17 protein-coding genes and 1 tRNA gene are annotated in these 15,764 nt (G+C 65.7%); 2 read left to right on the top strand and 16 right to left on the bottom strand.

Annotated features, from left to right (window positions below; all coding sequences use genetic code 11):
* Positions 1-23 precede the first annotated feature (23 nt).
* The 11 genes from gloB to AC59GX_RS07170 form a co-directional block, all read right to left on the bottom strand.
* Complete coding sequence (gene gloB / locus AC59GX_RS07220) at positions 24-749, bottom strand: hydroxyacylglutathione hydrolase (protein WP_426279688.1); 726 nt, start codon at positions 747-749, stop codon at positions 24-26.
* A 7-nt stretch (positions 750-756) separates the two neighbouring features.
* The gene (locus AC59GX_RS07215; protein WP_426279687.1) at positions 757-1,173 is read right to left on the bottom strand and encodes a VOC family protein; all 417 of its coding nucleotides are present in this window, start codon (positions 1,171-1,173) and stop codon (positions 757-759) included.
* A gap of 79 nt (positions 1,174-1,252) precedes the next feature.
* On the bottom strand, positions 1,253-2,350 hold the full coding sequence (gene lptG / locus AC59GX_RS07210; RefSeq protein WP_056489568.1) for an LPS export ABC transporter permease LptG: 1,098 nt from the start codon (positions 2,348-2,350) through the stop codon (positions 1,253-1,255).
* Positions 2,347-3,540 (bottom strand): LPS export ABC transporter permease LptF, encoded by a 1,194-nt coding sequence (lptF, locus tag AC59GX_RS07205; protein WP_175518216.1) that lies wholly within the window; start codon positions 3,538-3,540, stop codon positions 2,347-2,349. Before lptF ends, lptG begins: the two co-directional genes overlap by 4 nt.
* Positions 3,541-3,629: 89 nt before the next feature.
* Positions 3,630-5,525 (bottom strand): ATP-binding protein, encoded by a 1,896-nt coding sequence (locus AC59GX_RS07200; RefSeq protein WP_497301387.1) that lies wholly within the window; start codon positions 5,523-5,525, stop codon positions 3,630-3,632.
* A 165-nt stretch (positions 5,526-5,690) separates the two neighbouring features.
* On the bottom strand, positions 5,691-6,953 hold the full coding sequence (gene spt / locus AC59GX_RS07195) for a serine palmitoyltransferase (protein WP_497301386.1): 1,263 nt from the start codon (positions 6,951-6,953) through the stop codon (positions 5,691-5,693).
* Positions 6,954-7,103: 150 nt separating this feature from the next.
* The gene (locus tag AC59GX_RS07190) at positions 7,104-7,346 is read right to left on the bottom strand and encodes an acyl carrier protein (protein WP_497301385.1); all 243 of its coding nucleotides are present in this window, start codon (positions 7,344-7,346) and stop codon (positions 7,104-7,106) included.
* A gap of 58 nt (positions 7,347-7,404) precedes the next feature.
* Complete coding sequence (locus AC59GX_RS07185; RefSeq protein WP_426279684.1) at positions 7,405-8,304, bottom strand: NAD-dependent epimerase/dehydratase family protein; 900 nt, start codon at positions 8,302-8,304, stop codon at positions 7,405-7,407.
* A gap of 97 nt (positions 8,305-8,401) precedes the next feature.
* Entirely contained in the window at positions 8,402-9,499 is a 1,098-nt protein-coding gene (gene proB / locus AC59GX_RS07180; RefSeq protein ID WP_426279683.1) for a glutamate 5-kinase, read from the bottom strand.
* Between the two features lie 118 nt (positions 9,500-9,617).
* Complete coding sequence (gene obgE / locus AC59GX_RS07175; RefSeq protein ID WP_056055836.1) at positions 9,618-10,664, bottom strand: GTPase ObgE; 1,047 nt, start codon at positions 10,662-10,664, stop codon at positions 9,618-9,620.
* 78 nt (positions 10,665-10,742) lie between these two features.
* Positions 10,743-11,342, bottom strand: a complete 600-nt coding sequence (locus AC59GX_RS07170) for a TetR/AcrR family transcriptional regulator (RefSeq protein WP_056055838.1) — start codon at positions 11,340-11,342, stop codon at positions 10,743-10,745.
* 63 nt (positions 11,343-11,405) lie between these two features.
* Between AC59GX_RS07170 and AC59GX_RS07165 the strand changes: the two genes are divergently transcribed.
* Complete coding sequence (locus AC59GX_RS07165; protein WP_426279682.1) at positions 11,406-12,275, top strand: metal-dependent hydrolase; 870 nt, start codon at positions 11,406-11,408, stop codon at positions 12,273-12,275.
* A gap of 283 nt (positions 12,276-12,558) precedes the next feature.
* Here AC59GX_RS07165 and AC59GX_RS07160 read toward each other — a convergent pair whose 3' ends face one another.
* The 4 genes from AC59GX_RS07160 to hspQ form a co-directional block, all read right to left on the bottom strand.
* On the bottom strand, positions 12,559-13,104 hold the full coding sequence (locus AC59GX_RS07160) for a GNAT family N-acetyltransferase (protein WP_426279681.1): 546 nt from the start codon (positions 13,102-13,104) through the stop codon (positions 12,559-12,561).
* A 174-nt stretch (positions 13,105-13,278) separates the two neighbouring features.
* Entirely contained in the window at positions 13,279-13,569 is a 291-nt protein-coding gene (gene rpmA, locus AC59GX_RS07155) for a 50S ribosomal protein L27 (protein ID WP_132738101.1), read from the bottom strand.
* A 13-nt stretch (positions 13,570-13,582) separates the two neighbouring features.
* Positions 13,583-13,930 (bottom strand): 50S ribosomal protein L21, encoded by a 348-nt coding sequence (rplU, locus tag AC59GX_RS07150; protein ID WP_107963253.1) that lies wholly within the window; start codon positions 13,928-13,930, stop codon positions 13,583-13,585.
* 236 nt (positions 13,931-14,166) lie between these two features.
* Positions 14,167-14,562 (bottom strand): heat shock protein HspQ, encoded by a 396-nt coding sequence (hspQ, locus tag AC59GX_RS07145; protein ID WP_056065959.1) that lies wholly within the window; start codon positions 14,560-14,562, stop codon positions 14,167-14,169.
* A 156-nt stretch (positions 14,563-14,718) separates the two neighbouring features.
* Here hspQ and AC59GX_RS07140 point away from each other — a divergent pair.
* Positions 14,719-14,808, top strand: a tRNA-Ser gene (locus AC59GX_RS07140).
* 137 nt (positions 14,809-14,945) lie between these two features.
* On the opposite strand, the gene AC59GX_RS07135 is transcribed toward AC59GX_RS07140, so the two are convergent.
* The gene (locus AC59GX_RS07135) at positions 14,946-15,764 is read right to left on the bottom strand and encodes a formate/nitrite transporter family protein (protein ID WP_497301381.1); all 819 of its coding nucleotides are present in this window, start codon (positions 15,762-15,764) and stop codon (positions 14,946-14,948) included.

Here is a 15,764-nt window from a genome sequence, read left to right as displayed (position 1 = left end):
ATCCCATCGTCCTCATACGCGCTTCACCCGCGAAACGCATCCTTGGCCGCACGATAGCCCGCAAACTGCTCAAGCGAGGTTGCCCGCAGGAAAGGATTGGTCGCCCGCTCCCGCCCGATCGTCGTCGGCACGGTAGGCTCACCCTTCGCGCGCGCCGCGTCAACCTCTGCCATCCGCGCGACGATGTCCGCATTGTCGGGCTCGGCGACCAGCGCATAGCGCCCGTTGCTCTGCGTATATTCATGCCCGCAGAACACCTCGGTCTCGTCCGACATCTTGGCGTACCGCTGCATGTTCGCGAACATGTCCGCCGGCGTGCCCTCGAACAGCCGCCCACAGCCCATCGCGAACAGCGTGTCGCCGGTGAAGATCGCCGCGTCGTCGGCAAAGTGAAACGCGATATGCCCCTGCGTATGCCCCGGCACCGTCATCACGGTCGCCTCGTGCGCACCAAGACGGACGACGTCGCCTTCGCCGACCTGCTCGTCGAGCGTCGGGATCTTGTCCGCTTCCGCAGCCGGTCCGACGACGGTGGCGCCATACGCCTTCATCTCGGCATTGCCGCCGGTATGATCGGGATGCCAGTGCGTCGTCCACACCCGGTCGATCCGCCAGTCGCGCATCTTGGCGGCGGCGATCACCGGCCCCGCCTCGCCTGGATCAACCACCACCGTCTCGCCCGAGACGGTGTCGTGGATCAGCCAGGCATAATTGTCGGAAAGCACCGGAACGCGGACGATATCGAGCATCAGCGTGTCACCACTTGCCGGTGTTCGGCATCGACGCCCACGGCTCGGCGGGGTCGAGCGGACGATCCGCCTGCAACAGCTCGATCGAGATGTTGTCGGGCGTCCGCACGAACGCCATGTGGCCATCGCGCGGCGGCCGGTTGATCGTCACACCCGAATCCATCAGCCGCTGGCACGTGTCGTAGATATTGTCGACGCGGTAGGCGAGGTGGCCGAAATTGCGGCCCTCGTCATACTCCTCGGGATCCCAATTGTGCGTCAGCTCGACTTCTGCGCTCTCGTCGCCGGGGACCGACAGGAAGATCAGCGTGAACCGCCCCTTCTCGTTCTCCATCCGGCGGACCTCTTTCAGGCCCAGCGTCTCGAAGAACGCGATCGTCTTCGCCGGGTCGGTCACGCGGATCATCGTGTGGAGATATTTCATGCTGGCTCCGAGGGTTGTTCGGACCAGCAGATAGGGACGGGGGCGGGGGCGTGAAAGGGTACGACCGACCGGCACAGTCCTATTCCTCCGACCGGATCAGCACCGCCTCACCGATAAAGAAGAACAGCAGGAACGGCGCCCAGGCGGCAAGGAACGGCGGGTAGGCGCCGAGATTGCCCATCGCGAGCGCGAAATTGTCCGCGACGAAGAACGCGAAACCGAGCCCCATGCCGATCACGGCGCGCACGAACAGCTTGCCCGATCGCGCGATGCCGAACGCCGCGACCGCGCCCAGCAGCGGCATCAGCACCGACGACAGCGGCCCCGACAGCTTGTGCCACAACGACCCTTCGAGCGCCTTGGTCGGTCGCCCCGCGTCGGACAGGTCGGCGATCGCCGCCTTCAACGCGCCGAACGACAGCCCGTCCGCATCGACGCTCGCCAGCGTGAACTGGTCCGGCCGTACGTCCTTTGCGATCACCACCGCGCCCAAGGGGCGGACGTTGCCGCTCTTCACGTCGAACCGGGTCGCAGGGCTTACCTCCCAGCCGCTCGCGACGCGCCTGCCATGATCCGCCCGCAGGATCGCGACGAGGTTGCCGCCGGTGCGATCATACAGCGTAATCCCGCCAAGCCGCGTCGCGTCGCCGCGCCCGCGGATCTGCGCGACCTCGATCAGGTCGTCGCCGTCGCGCACCCACACGTTGGCGCGGTCGCCGCGATCGATCGGCAGCTTGCCGTAATTCACCTTCTGCCACTGGTTCAGCGTCGCCGTCGCCCGCGCCACCACGCGGTCGTTGAACACGAAGCTGATCACCGCGACACCCAGGCTCGCGACCAGCAATGGCGCCAGCACCTGGTGCGCGGACAGGCCGGAGCCCTTCAGCGCGACGATCTCGCTGTTCTGGTTCATCGTGATCAGCGTCAGGATGGTGCCGAGCAGGACCGAGAACGGCAGGAACCGCGAGACGATCTGCGGCGCGCGCAGCGACACATATTGCCAGACCTGCGCATCGCCATTGCCCGGAAAGGCGAGGATGTCGCCGGAGTTGCTCAGCAGGTCGAGCGCCTGGAGCACCAGCACGAGCGCGGCGAGCACCGCGAACGTCCGCACCAGGAACATCCGTCCCATGTAGATCGCGACCGTCCGCGACGGGAAGAAGCTGACGATGTTCATGCGGCCTTGCTCTTGCGGAAGCCCGGGATACGCTTGGTGATCGCCTTGAACGTCTTCGAGAAGACGCGTTCGAGCGCACCGATCGGTTGCCCGCCGGGTACATAGGCGATCGTGTAGTACATCCACAGGATCAGCCCGGCGAAGATCGTGAACGGCACCCACAGCGCGATGATCGGATCGATCCGCCCGAGTTCGCCGACGTCCGCCGCGTATTGGTTCACCTTGTGATAGGTGACGATCATCACGATCGAAAGGAACACGCCGAGCGCGGACGAGGATCGTTTGGGCGGCACGCCGAGCGCGAGCGCGAGCAGCGGCAACAGGAACATCGTCGCGACTTCGGCGAGGCGGAAGTGGAATTCGGACCGGCTGCCGTCGCGCTGCTCCAGCGTCGCGCCGCGCTGGCCCTGCTTGGCGAGCTCGGGCAGCGTGTATTCGAGATTGCGCCCGCCGCGACTGCGGAAGCTTTCGAACTTCGGCAGGTTGATCGGCAGATCGTGGCTGCTGAAGGTCAGCACGCGCGGCGTCTTGAACTCGGGCCGGTTGTGGATCAGCGTCCCGTTCGCAAGGCGGAAGATGATGACGTTGGGATCGTCGGTCGCGAGGAACTTGCCCTTCTCCGCGGTCACCCCCAGCCAGTCGCCATTCTGGCTCGACGCATGGACGAAGATGCCCGACAGCTCGCGGCCCTTGTCCTTGCTCTCCTCGATCCGCAGCGTCATCCGGTCGCCGAGATTGGTGAACTCGCCGACCTTGATCGACGCGCCGAGGGCACCCGTGCGCAGCTCGAACCGCAGGCCTTCGTAATAATAACGCGCGATCGGCTGGACATAGCCGACGATCGCCAGGTTCAGCAGCGCCAGTGCGATCGTGTACATGTACGGCACGCGCAGCAGCCGATTGTAGCTCATGCCGACGCCGCGCAGGACGTCCAGCTCCGATGAGGTCGACAGCCGGCGGAACGCGAGCAGGATGCCGAGCATCAGCCCGATCGGGATACCGAGCCCGAGATATTCGGGCAGCAGATTGGCGAGCATCCGCCATACGACGCTGATCGGGCCGCCTTGCGTCGCGACGAAATTGAACAGTCCGAGCATGCGATCGAGCACGAACAGCATGACGGCGATCAGCAGCGTCGAAAATAGCGGCACCGCGATCAGCCGGGCCATGTAGCGGTCGATGGATTTCATGCGCGGGTTGGGCTCGGTATGCTGGGTCGCGCGGGTATAGGGGCGCACGCGCTAGGCGTCATCCTCAATCGCAACACGTCATTGAACGATCATTCCGCGGCGATCGGGTGGTTCGTCTCGCGGCGTTCCGCGGCCATCGCCGTCATGACCGCGCGCTCCAGCCCGTTGAGCGTGAAGGGTTTACGCAGCACCTCGTGTCCGCCGAACTGCGCGACGTTCACTTCGCCGGCAAACCCGGTAACGAACAGCACCGCGACGTGCGGATAGAGTGGCGAGAGCGCGGCGATCATCTCCGGCCCTGTCTGGCGCGGCATCAGCACGTCTGAGATGATCAGCCTGATCCCCGGATTCGCCGCCAGTATCGCAGGGGCGGCAAGCGGATCGTCGCACGCGATCGGGTGATGCCCGATCTCCTCCAGCGCGCCGGTCGTCGCGGCCAGCACGCGCGGATCGTCCTCGACCACCAGGATCTGCAACGTCTCGGGCATCGTCGGTGCGATCGGCTCGACCATCGCGATCGGGACGGTCGGCAGGGGCGTTGCGACGAGCTCGGCCGCGAGCGGGAAATACAGCGTGACGGTCGTCCCTTCGCCCGGTGCGGAAACGATGCCGACCTCGCCGTGCAACTGCTGGACCAGCGCAAAGATCTGGCTGAGCCCGAGCCCGGTGCCCTTGCCGACTTCCTTGGTGGTGAAGAACGGTTCGAACACGCGCTCGGCGACGTCGGGCGCCATTCCGCAGCCATCGTCGCCGACCATGATCGTGACGTAGTCGCCCGCCGCGCACCGCCCGACCTGCTCCGCCGCTAGCGTCGTCATGCCGGTCGCGACGGTCAGCGTGCCGCGCCCGTTCATCGCGTCGCGCGCGTTGACCGCCAGGTTCAGCACTGCGTTCTCCAGCTGGACGCGGTCGGCGCGGACGCATCCGCCCGCCGCATCGTCGCGCACGATGACGGTGATCGCGTCGCCGAGCGTGCGATCGAGCAGGTCGGACATCCCGGAGACCAGCGCGGCGGCGTCGATCGTCTCGGCCTTCAGCGAATCCTCGCGACTGAAGGCGAGCAGCCGGCGGGTCAGCGCCGCCGCGCGATTGGCGCCCTCGGTCGCGCTATCGATATGGCGACGGACGCTGGCCGGATCGCTCGCGAGATTGCGCCGCGCCAGTTCCAGGCCGCCCAAGACCACCGCCAGCATGTTGTTGAAGTCATGCGCGATCCCGCCGGTCAGCTGCCCGACCGCCTCCATCTTCTGGATCTGGCGCAGCTTGGCCTCCTGCACGCGCAGTTCGGCGGTGGCGGCAGCGACCGCGGTGGTCAGCTCGTCGGCGCGCTCGCGTTCCAGCTCCGCATCGGCCAGCGCGGTCGCCCGCTCGCCGACCGCACGGATCGTGAACCAGCCGAGCAGGATCGCGCCCAGCACGATCAGCACGCCGAATATCGCCAGCACCCCTGCGACCCAGCTCGATCGCTCGACCGACCCCAAGGCCGCCGCCGTCCGGTCGTCGAGCAACGCGCGCTCGCGTGCGATCAGCGTGTCGAGCGTCGTGTTGATCTCGATGAGCGTCGGCGCCTTTCGCCCCTGGTAATAGCGTGCGAGCGCCTGGCCGTTCTTGCCGTAGCGCGTGTTGAGCGCCGTCAGCGACAACTCCCGCCCGCGCGCGTCATAGGCGGCACGAAGCCGATCGACTCGCGGCTGCTGCTCGGGATTGTCGTTGGTGATCTGGTCGAGCCGGTCGATCTGCGTCCCCGCGAGCAGCCATTCGTCGAAATAGAGTTGCCCCAATTGCTTGTCGCCGCTGATGACGTACCGCCCGAGCGACGCCTCCGATCGCGCGATCGTCCCGGACAGCGTGCGCGCGAGGATCATCACGTCATAGCTGTGCGCCTGAAGTTCGAGCGCGCGATCGCGCTGGCGATTGGCGTGGCCGAGCGTCACGATCAGCGCAATGAGCACAGCCGCACCGAGCAGGCCCATCACGACCAGCATGGCTATGCGCCATCTCGCCCCGCCCCCCTGGGCCGCAGTTTCGACCTCGTCTTGCGTCACGGCCGGCATCCTAACGCGTCGTTGCCCACACGCAATGACTTGGAACGCCGGTACCGATCGAACATTTCACGGATGTTTCCTCCTCCCCGCGAGAGGAGGAAACCGTCAGCCGATCACGCCGACGGCGCGGCCAGCGGTCTCGAACATGCCCAGGATCGTCGTGATCTGCTCGTCGGTATGTTCCGCGCACAGCGAGCACCGCAGCAGGAATGTCCCCGCGGGCGTTGCGGGCGGACGCGCCATGTTGACGTAGAGACCACCCTCGAGGAGCGACTGCCAGATCGCGATCGCCTGTTCCTGGTCGGTCAGGATCACCGCGATGATCGCCGAATCGGACGTCTCGGTGCCGAGCTTGAAGCCCATCGCCTTCAGCCCGCCGTGTAGCCGCCGCGCGTTCTTCCAGAGCTGAGCGCGCTTGTCGTGCGCGGTCATCAGCTTGCGGATCGAGGTCGCGGCGGTGGCGACCACCGACGGCGGCAGTGAGGCGGTGAAGATGTACGGACGGCAGGCGAACCGCACCATCTCGAACTTCGGGTGGTTCGACACGACGAACCCGCCGACCGTGCCGACCGACTTCGAGAAGGTGCCGACGACGAAGTCGACCTCGTCGGTGAGGCCCATCTCCTCGTACACGCCGCGACCATTGGGGCCGAAGAACCCCATCGAATGCGCCTCGTCGACCAGCACCATGCAGCCATGCTTCTTGGCGACCGTGACCATTTCCTTCAGCGGCGCGATGTCGCCGAGCATCGAATAGACGCCTTCGAGCACCACCAGCTTGCCCGCTTCCTTCGGCAGGCGACCGAGCCGCTTGTCGAGATCGGTGACGTCGTTGTGGCGGAAGCGGACGATCTCGGCATTGCCCTGCTTGCAGCCGTCGTAGATCGACGCGTGGCTGTCGGCGTCGAGGATGACGTATTCGCCCTTGCCGGCGAGCGTCGAGATGATCCCGAGATTGGCCATGTACCCGGTCGAGAACACGATCGCGCCGGTCATGTCGTAGAATTCGCGCAGCGCCTGTTCGACGTCGATATGATCGTGGAACGTGCCGTTGAGCATCCGGCTGCCGTTGGTGCCCGACCCGAACGCGTCGAGCGCGTCCTTGCCCGCCTGGATCACGTCGGGGTCGAACGTCATGCCCATGTAATTGTAGGTGCCGAGCAGGATCGTGTCCTTGCCGCGGATCACCGCCTGCGTCGGCCCCTTCACCTCGTCCATCACGATCGCGAACGGATTGCGCACGCCACTGGCGATCAGCGCCTCGCGTTCGGCGATAAGCGCGTCGAATTTCGACATGAGGTCGCGTTCGGGGGCGACCTCGGGCGCGTCGACGGGGAGGGCGTGGGCGGTGGTGGCGGCTTCGGTCATTCTAATGATTCCATGAGGTTGGAATGTGTATCCCAACCGTTCGTCCCGAGTAGCCGTCGAGCTTGTCGAGATGGCGTATCGAAGGACATGTACCTCGATACGGGCTCTCGGCTACGCTCGATCCCTACTCGGCACGAACGGCAAGGGGGGTCAGGTCTTCAACTTCGCGACCGCGTCGACCAGCTGGCCGACCGTCTCGATCTCGGCCTGCATGTTCATCGTGATGATGATGTCGAACTCGTCCTCGATCGCGGCGACGAAATCCATGACGGTCAGGCTGTCCCACTCCAAGTCGCGCTGGAACGTCGTCGCATCGGTCAGCGGCGCGTTCTTCTTGTTGAACGGCTCGATCTGCGCGGTGACGGTGTCGTAGATCTGCTGGCGGTCGCTCATCGTAATCCTTCCGGGTGTCGGCGCAGTCCTGACAGGGAATTGCGGCGGCTTTTCGGCGCTATAGCAGCCCGGCGGCGCGATACCACGCCGCGGTTTGCGCGAGCGCCTGCGGAGTCGGGACGGACGGCGTCCACAGCGCGGGCGGCGGCGGCTTGTGCGAGACCCAGTCGGGGTGGCAGAAATAGCTCACCCGGTCGCGCGTGAGCTTCGCCTTGCGACGCCGGACGAGCCGGTCGGCGGCGGACGCGAGCTTAAGGAGCCCGCGGGGCGTCGAGAAGACCTTGACCGGCTTGCCAACGGCCACGCCGATCGCGCGCGCAAAGTCGCGGTTGTCCCAGCCGTTCGGCACCCCGTCGTCGGGCTCCATGATCGACGGCGCATCGGCGGTCTCGGCGAGCGCGAGCAGCAGCGCGGTCAGGTCCTCGACATACAGCAGCGAGACGCGCGTGCCAGCCGGAGGCATTGGGACGTAGCCGGACCGTGCCGCCTTGAAGACGTCGAGCAGCTCATGGTCGCGCGGGCCGAAAATCGCGGGCGGGCGGACGATCGTCCAGTCCAGCCCCGACGTCTGCACCCGCGTTTCCGCCTCGGCCTTCGACCAGCCATAGTTCGACAACGTCGGCTCGCGCGCGGCAAGCGAGGAGACATGGACGAAGCGGCGGATGCCGGCCGCCCGCGTCGCCTGTAGGATGCCTTCGGTGCCGGCGACATTGCCCTCGGCAAAGCCCGCGCGGTCGGCCGCGTTGACGACACCGGCGACGTGGATGACCACGTCCGCGCCTTCGACCAAGGTCGCGAGGCTCTTCGGGCGATCGAGTGCGCCTTCGATCCAGGTTACGCCGATGCGCTTGGCCTGCGGTTTCCGGGCGAGCGCACGGACAATGTGCCCGGTCTCGAGCGCGTGATCGATCAGGTGGCTGCCGACGAACCCGGTGCCGCCGGTGATGGCCAGGATCATGACCGCGCTCCCGAGGTAGCATAAGAAGTATGTTCACCCGCGAAGGCGGGTGCCCAGTCTGGGCACCCGCCTTCGCGGGTGAACATTGTTTGGCCGATCATATGAGCGCCAAGTGATTGCGGTGCACCAGCGCGGATCTTGGAGCGTAGCCGAGGATGGCCGCATGATCGTCGCTATGTCGACCAAGCAGGCGCGCGGTATCCGCCGCATCATACTCAGCCAGGCCTCGCGCGACCGTCCCGGCAGGCCCCTCGATCGTCACGAGATCGCCCCGCACGAACCCGCCATCGATTCGAGTAGCGCCAGCGGCGAGCAAACTCCGCCCCCGTCCAAGCGCAGCCGCAGCCCCCGCATCGACATGGATCGCACCCTTCGCGGTCAGCCCCCCCGCCAGCCAGGCCTTCCGTGCAGACGCCGTCCGCTCAGCTGTAAAGATCGTATGACGGGCAGGCGTAGACAGCGGATGCTCGATCCGCCCCGAAGCGATCGCCAGCGGAATACCCGCACCCGTCGCGATCCGCGCGGCCGCGATCTTCGACGCCATCCCACCCGAACCCATCCCAGAGCCCGATCCGTCGTCCGCCATCCCAGCGACCGCATCGATCCGCGGCACGCTGGCGATATGAGTCGCGGACGGATCGGTATGCGGATTGGCGGTATAGAGCCCGTCGACGTCGGACAACAGGATCACGCCCTGCGCACCCGCCGCCTGCGCCACGCGCGCGGCAAGGCGGTCATTGTCGCCGAACCGGATTTCCTCGGTCGCGACGCTGTCGTTCTCGTTGATGACGGGCACTACCTTCAGCGACAACAGCCGGTTGAGCGTCGCCGCGGCGTTGAGATAGCGGCGGCGGTCTTCGAGGTCGTCCAGCGTGACGAGGATCTGCGCCGCGTTAAGCCCCTGCGCGGCGAGGAGTTCGGCCCAGACCTGACTAAGTGCGATCTGGCCGGTCGCCGCGGCGGCCTGCGCGTCCTCGAGACTAGCTCGCCCACCCTTTGGAAGACCCAGCCGGCGCGCACCCAAGGCAATTGCGCCGGACGACACGATCGCAACCTGCTGGCCTTCATCGGTCCGAGCGGCAATGTCAGCGACGAGACCGGTCAGCCACTCCCGCCGAACGCTCCCATCAGGGTCGACAAGTAACGCCGACCCGATCTTCACGATCAGCCGCGCGCAAGACGAAGGCGGAAACATCACTGCTCCCTCTCCCCGCCGGGGAGAGGGCCGGGGTGAGGGGTAGCCAAGCAGTGCTCCACTTGGAACAACCCCTCACCCAACCCTCTCCCCGGAGGGGAGAGGGCTAAGACGGCCCCTAAAGCGGCGACCATGCGACCGGCACTTCGCCTTCTTCCAGTTCCTTCGCTGCGCCCGGCGCAGGCCCGATCGCCTCGATCAGCTGGTCCAGCACCGCCTCGATACCAGCGCCACTAGCCCCCGAAATCGCCATCACCTCGGCACCGCTAGCTTCCGCCAGCTCCGCCGACAGTGCCGCGATCAGCTCAGGATCGAGCATGTCGATCTTGTTCAGCGCGACGATCACCTTCTTGTCGGTGAGCCCCTCGCCGTAATTCTCCAGCTCGTCGCGCACGATCCGGTACGATTCGGCTACGTCACGGTCGTTCGCATCGACCAGATGCAGCAGCACCCGGCACCGCTCGATATGCCCGAGGAACCGGTCGCCGATCCCCGCACCTTCGGCCGCGCCCTGGATCAGCCCCGGAATATCCGCGACCACGAACTCGCGCTGCTTGTGGCGCACCACGCCCAGCTGCGGTCGCGTCGTCGTGAAGGCATATTCGCCGACCTTCGCCTGCGCATTCGTCACCTGGTTGATGAAGGTCGACTTGCCCGCATTCGGCAAGCCCACAAGGCCCGCATCGGCGAGCAGCTTCAGCCGCAGCCAGACCCACGCCTCGCCGAACGGCCAGCCGGTGCCGTGCTGGCGTGGCGTGCGGTTGGTCGACGTCTTGTAGCTCGCATTGCCGCGCCCGCCGTCGCCGCCGCGGAACAGCACTTCGCGCTGGCCGACCTCGGTGAAGTCGATCAGCACCTCTTCCTTGTCCTCCGAAAGCACTTGCGTGCCGAGCGGAACGCGGATCACCAGGTCCTTGCCGCCCGCGCCGGTGCGGTTCGAACCCGATCCGCCCGAGCCGCGGGGCGCGCGGAAATGCTGCGTGTAGCGGAAGTCGATCAGCGTGTTCAGGCCGGCGATGCATTCGAACACGATGTCGCCGCCCTTGCCGCCATTGCCGCCGTCGGGGCCGCCATATTCGATATATTTCTCGCGGCGGAAGCTGACGGCACCGGGGCCGCCCTCACCCGAACGTACGTAGATCTTGGCTTGGTCTAGAAAATGCATCGCCGCCCCATAGCGAAATTGGCGAAAATCTCCACCCTCTGCGATTCGTCTCGCGATTCGAGCCCCGAACGGGTGCGCTTAGCAGCGGGCAGGGGCGGCGGCGTCCTTGCTGGCGAGCAGTGCGTCGAGCGCGAGTTCGCGTGCCTTGCCGACCGGGAGGCCGAGCGCGCGCGCCATCGGTGCCCCCATCAGCGCATCGCCGAGCGCCATCAGCACCAGTGTCAGGGTCTGTTCCTGGATCGGCTGGTCGCCGGGCATGTCGCCCTCCGCCAGTTCGTCGACGAGGTCATGGATCGCGGTCAGGATCGGATCGAGCGCATTGGTATTGCCCGACAGGATCATCCAGCTCGCCAGCGCCCCCGCGCCGCCCTTGCCGAACGCGTCGAAGGTCATCTCGACGACCTCTCGCGGGTCCAACTCGCCCGCCCGCACGCGTAGAACCGCTGCGCCGATGGTGCCGACGATGTCCGCCGCCATCCGCGTGATCAGCGCGGTATGCAGCGCTTCCGCCGAGCCGAAATGGTGGAGCAGATTAGCGTGCGTCCGCCCGACGCGGCCTGCCACAGCCTTCAACGTCACAGCGCTGGGGCCGCTCTCGACAAGCAAGGCTCGCGCAGCCTCGACGGCGGCTTCACGCGATTCGGTGGGGGAGAGTCGCTTGCGCGGTGTTGACGTCACGGACCGGGAAACCTATTTACATCAATGTAAGTAACGAGTGTTCATTCCTGTTTGGAGGTTTCCGTGGCGAAAGCAACCACGCCTGCCGATCTGACGATCACCCCGCGCGACCGCCGCTTCGGCCGCGGTGCCGCGATTCGCCGCTGGTGGCTGAACGACGATCCCATCGCGACCGCGTTCTACAACGCGTTGTCGGTGACGTTCCCGAAGGGCGAGGGCTATTTCGTCGACAGCGTGCGGAAGTTCCGCGAGGGTACGCCGCCGAAACTCCACGCCGAGATCAACGCCTTCATCAAGCAGGAAGTGATCCACACCCGCGAGCACGTCGCGTTCAACCGCCACGTCACCGACCAGGGCTACGACGTCGCGCCGTTGATCGTGGATGTCGACGCGGCGCTGGCGCTGACCAAGGGGCGCCCGGAGATCGCGAGCCTCGCCGCCACCACTGCGCTCGAGCATTTCACCGCGATGCTGGCGCACGAACTGATCGCCAACCCGAAGCACCTCGCGGGTGGCGATCAGCAGGCGGCTGCGCTCTGGTTGTGGCATGCCGCCGAGGAGATCGAGCACAAGGGCGTCGCCTACGACACGTGGCTGCACGCAACGCGGGACTGGCCGCGGTTCACGCGCTGGCGGGTGAAGTCGCTGGTGATGCTGATCACGACATGGCGGTTCTTCACCGGGCGTGCGCGGGGCATGGCGGAACTGCTGCGGCAGGACGGGCTGACCGGGCCTCGCGTCTGGGCGCGAATGGCGTGGTACGCGTTCGGCAACCCGGGAATGGCGCGCAAGATCGCCGGCGTCTGGGCTGCGTATTTCCTGCCGGGCTTCCACCCGTGGAAGCACGACGATCGCGCGCTGATCGGCTTGGCAGAGAGCGAGTATGAGGCGGCGGTGCTGCCGGTTGCGAGGCGGGCGGTAGCGGTGGCCTGAGCCCCGGACTTCAGGCTTCTCCCTACTCTCCTAGTTCTCCCGCGAAGGCGGGAGCCCAGGATACCAAACGACACCGCCTGTGATTCCTGGACCCCCGCCTTCGCGGGGGAACAGTTAGTACAGAGCAACTGCTCGCCTAAACTAAGGCCCCACCCCGGCGAAGGCCAGGGCCCAGTTGGAAAGGTCGCAATAGCGAAGCAATGTCCTTCGTTAGTAACGTCTCCCAACTGGGCCCCGGCCTTCGCCGGGGTGGCGTACCTTTAGGGGGTAGCGAATCTCCGACTCACGCCGCCAAAGGCATCGGCGCACATCGGTCCTCATCCAGATCCAGCTCGAACATCACCGCAGGCGCCTCACCCCCACGCCCCCGCGAAGTCCGCGCTTCGACCCGCCCAGTCGGTCGAAACCCAAGCTTCGCCAGCACACGCCCCGACGCTGGGTTGTCTACGAAATGAAACGCATCCAGCCGCCGCAAGCCCAGCGCATGCCGCGCCATCGCCACCACCGCTTCACCAGCCTCGGTAGCATACCCGCGACCCCAGGCGTCCGGCGCCAGCCAATAGCCCAACTCGTGCCCGGCTTCCGCCGCGCGGATACCGATCCCGCCGACGAGTCGCGGCGTGCCCGCCTCCATCGTCTCGATCATGAAATGGGGGTCATGTGGCCCCCGCGGCTGTGCGAGGAACGCCTCGGCATCGCCTAGCGCATACGGCCAGGGCGCCCGCGCCAGCTTGGCGACCACCGACTCATGGCCGATCGCCCGCGCCAGTGCAGGCGCATCTTCAGGCCAACCCGGCCGCAATGTCAGTCTCTTGGTGCGCGCGAACACGGCTCTCTCCTATCGCGTCATTGGCTGCGCGCATGCCACGTCGGGATGACGGGACCGCGACAGCCGCGTGGAGGGAGCAATAAAAAAGGGAGCCGGGGTGACCCGTCTCCCTTGTTCAGGTTCGCTTTCGCGACCCGGGTCACCCTGGTGGGCAACCCGGATGGTTACCCGATGTTATTCGGCTGCTACCGGCATCTCTGCCGTGTCGTTCGCTGCCAGCTCGACCGAGCAGAACTTGCGCCCGAGTTTGCCTTGGCTGAACACAACGCGGCCATCGACCAGCGCGAACAGCGTATGGTCGGTACCGATGCCGACGTTCGTGCCGGGATAGAACTTCGTCCCGCGCTGACGCACGAGAATGTTGCCGGCGACGCACGCCTGGCCACCGAACTTCTTGACGCCGAGGCGACGACCGGCCGAATCGCGACCGTTGCGCGAAGAGCCGCCTGCTTTCTTATGTGCCATCTGAAGCTACTCCTTATGCCTGAGCGGCCGGGGCGGTGTCGCCCTCGTTGCTCTTTGCAGTCTGGCCGCCGACCGACACGATCTTCAGGATCGTATGCTGCTGGCGATGGCCGTTCTTACGACGATAGTTATGACGACGACGCTTCTTGAAGACGATGACCTTGTCCGCCTTCGCCTGCGCGATGATCTCTGCAGCGACGACGAAGCCCTCGACGGACCGCAGCTCCGAGCCTTCGCCCGCCAGCAGAACGTCACCCAGCGTCACCGACGCACCTGCATCGCCCTCGATCTTCTCGATGACGATCTTATCTCCGGCGGCGACGCGATACTGCTTGCCGCCCGTGCGCACGACTGCGAACATGGCCCTTGTCACTTTCCAAATACGTGTATCCCACGAACGCAGGGTCCGCCGGAAGAAGCCGGGCAGCTAAGCGAGGGGGGGAGGGTTGTCAACCGCGAAGGGGCGGGAAAGGGTAGTTTACCGCGAGGTGCTGCCCATAGGCGAGGCAGAGGATTGTTTCCCCGCGAAGGCGGGGACCCAGTTTGGGCTCCCGCCTTCGCGGGAGAACAAGCTTTTAAAAGCTAAGCGATTCGCCCTTAGTGCCGATGAACCTGCCGCAGCGCGTACCGACCATCCGCATACTCACTGAACAGCCCATCGATCGCCGGATGGTCGACCGGCTCGTCGCTATCGTCCGGCACCAGATTCTGCTGGCTCACATAGGCGACGTAGCTCGACTCCATGTTCTCGGCGAGCAGATGGTAGAACGGCTGGTCCTTGCGCGGACGAATGTCCTCGGGGATCGCCGCATACCATTCGTCGCTGTTCGCAAACACGGGATCCACGTCGAAGATCACCCCGCGAAAATCGAACAGCCGGTGCCGCACGACGTCGCCGATCGAGAAATTCGCATGCGAAACCGGCGGTGCGACCACCTCGGCGGGCACGATCGGGCGGGTGATGTCGTGAGCGATACTGTCGTGTCGGGGCATATCCGCCAATTTAGGGTTTGTTTTGCGCCGCACAAGGAAAACGCGTCGAGCGACGCCCGGAGCGCTCAAAACCCTCTTGCATCGCTGGGGCCCTTTCTTTAGAGGCCGCGCTTCGACCGATCGGAGGCGCTGTTCGCAGAGCTTCGGATGACCTGCGGAGAGGTGGCAGAGTGGTCGAACGTACCGCACTCGAAATGCGGCGTACCCGCGAGGGTACCGTGGGTTCGAATCCCACCCTCTCCGCCATTTACCTGTTCTAGGACGGCCCTGAAAGGGCGTAGTGCCGTGCGATCGCCAGCGGGCGTGCCGTGCAGACTGGCCCGGTCTTTCGAGTGTCGCGGTATTCGGCGTAGTGATCTGCGTGATAAAAGTGATGTTAGTACTCAACCGGTGCGCGCCGACACAGGTAGTGGGCCTACGTCATGCTGGGGACGTCCCGCTGGATCGGTTCGCGCGGCGGCGAGGTACGCGCCGGTGACAAATACGACGCCACCAACGACGTTGCCGACGGTCACCAACAGCAGGTTTCGTGCCGCGCCTACGAGGTCGATCGTGGCTGCCGGAACGAAGAGGCCAAGGCTCAAGGCCGTCATGTTCGCGACGGAATGCTCGAACCCAGCAGTAACGAACGCGAAGAGCGTCCACGACAGCGCCACCATCTTGGCTGTATCGCCCTCGACCCGCACCGCAGTCCAAAGCGCCAGGCACACGAGCCAATTGCAGAGGATGCCCCTGGCAATGAGCGCCATTGCGCTGGCTTCGACCTTGTGCGCGACATAGGCGTGCAGATTTTCCGCACCAGCCGCAAAGATCGCGCCACCGCCGCCTGCAGAGAATATGGCTGCGAGGACCAAGGCACCCGCAAGGTTCCCCATCCACACCACTATCATCAGGCGAATTGCATCATTCCAGGAAATGCTGCGTCGTGCGAGGCCGAAGCCCACATACATCACGTAACCCGTGAACAACTCGGCTCCCGCGAATACGGTGAGGATCAGGCCGATGCCGAACACCGCTCCCATCAGCAGCGGCCGGACGCCCGGCGGGACCCCGGCAGCCGCGCTGAGCGACAAGATCATGGCGATGCCGATATAGCTGCCGGCGAGCATGGCGCCGATGAAAAAGCCGACGGGCGAGCGGTTGAGGCCCGCCGCCTTTTCCTTGGCCAACTCGGCGAAATGGACGATGCTGGGCTGATACAT

It is taken from the genome of Sphingomonas sp. 320_CC (assembly GCF_059691795.1).
This window is presented reverse-complemented; position numbering and strand designations above follow the sequence as displayed.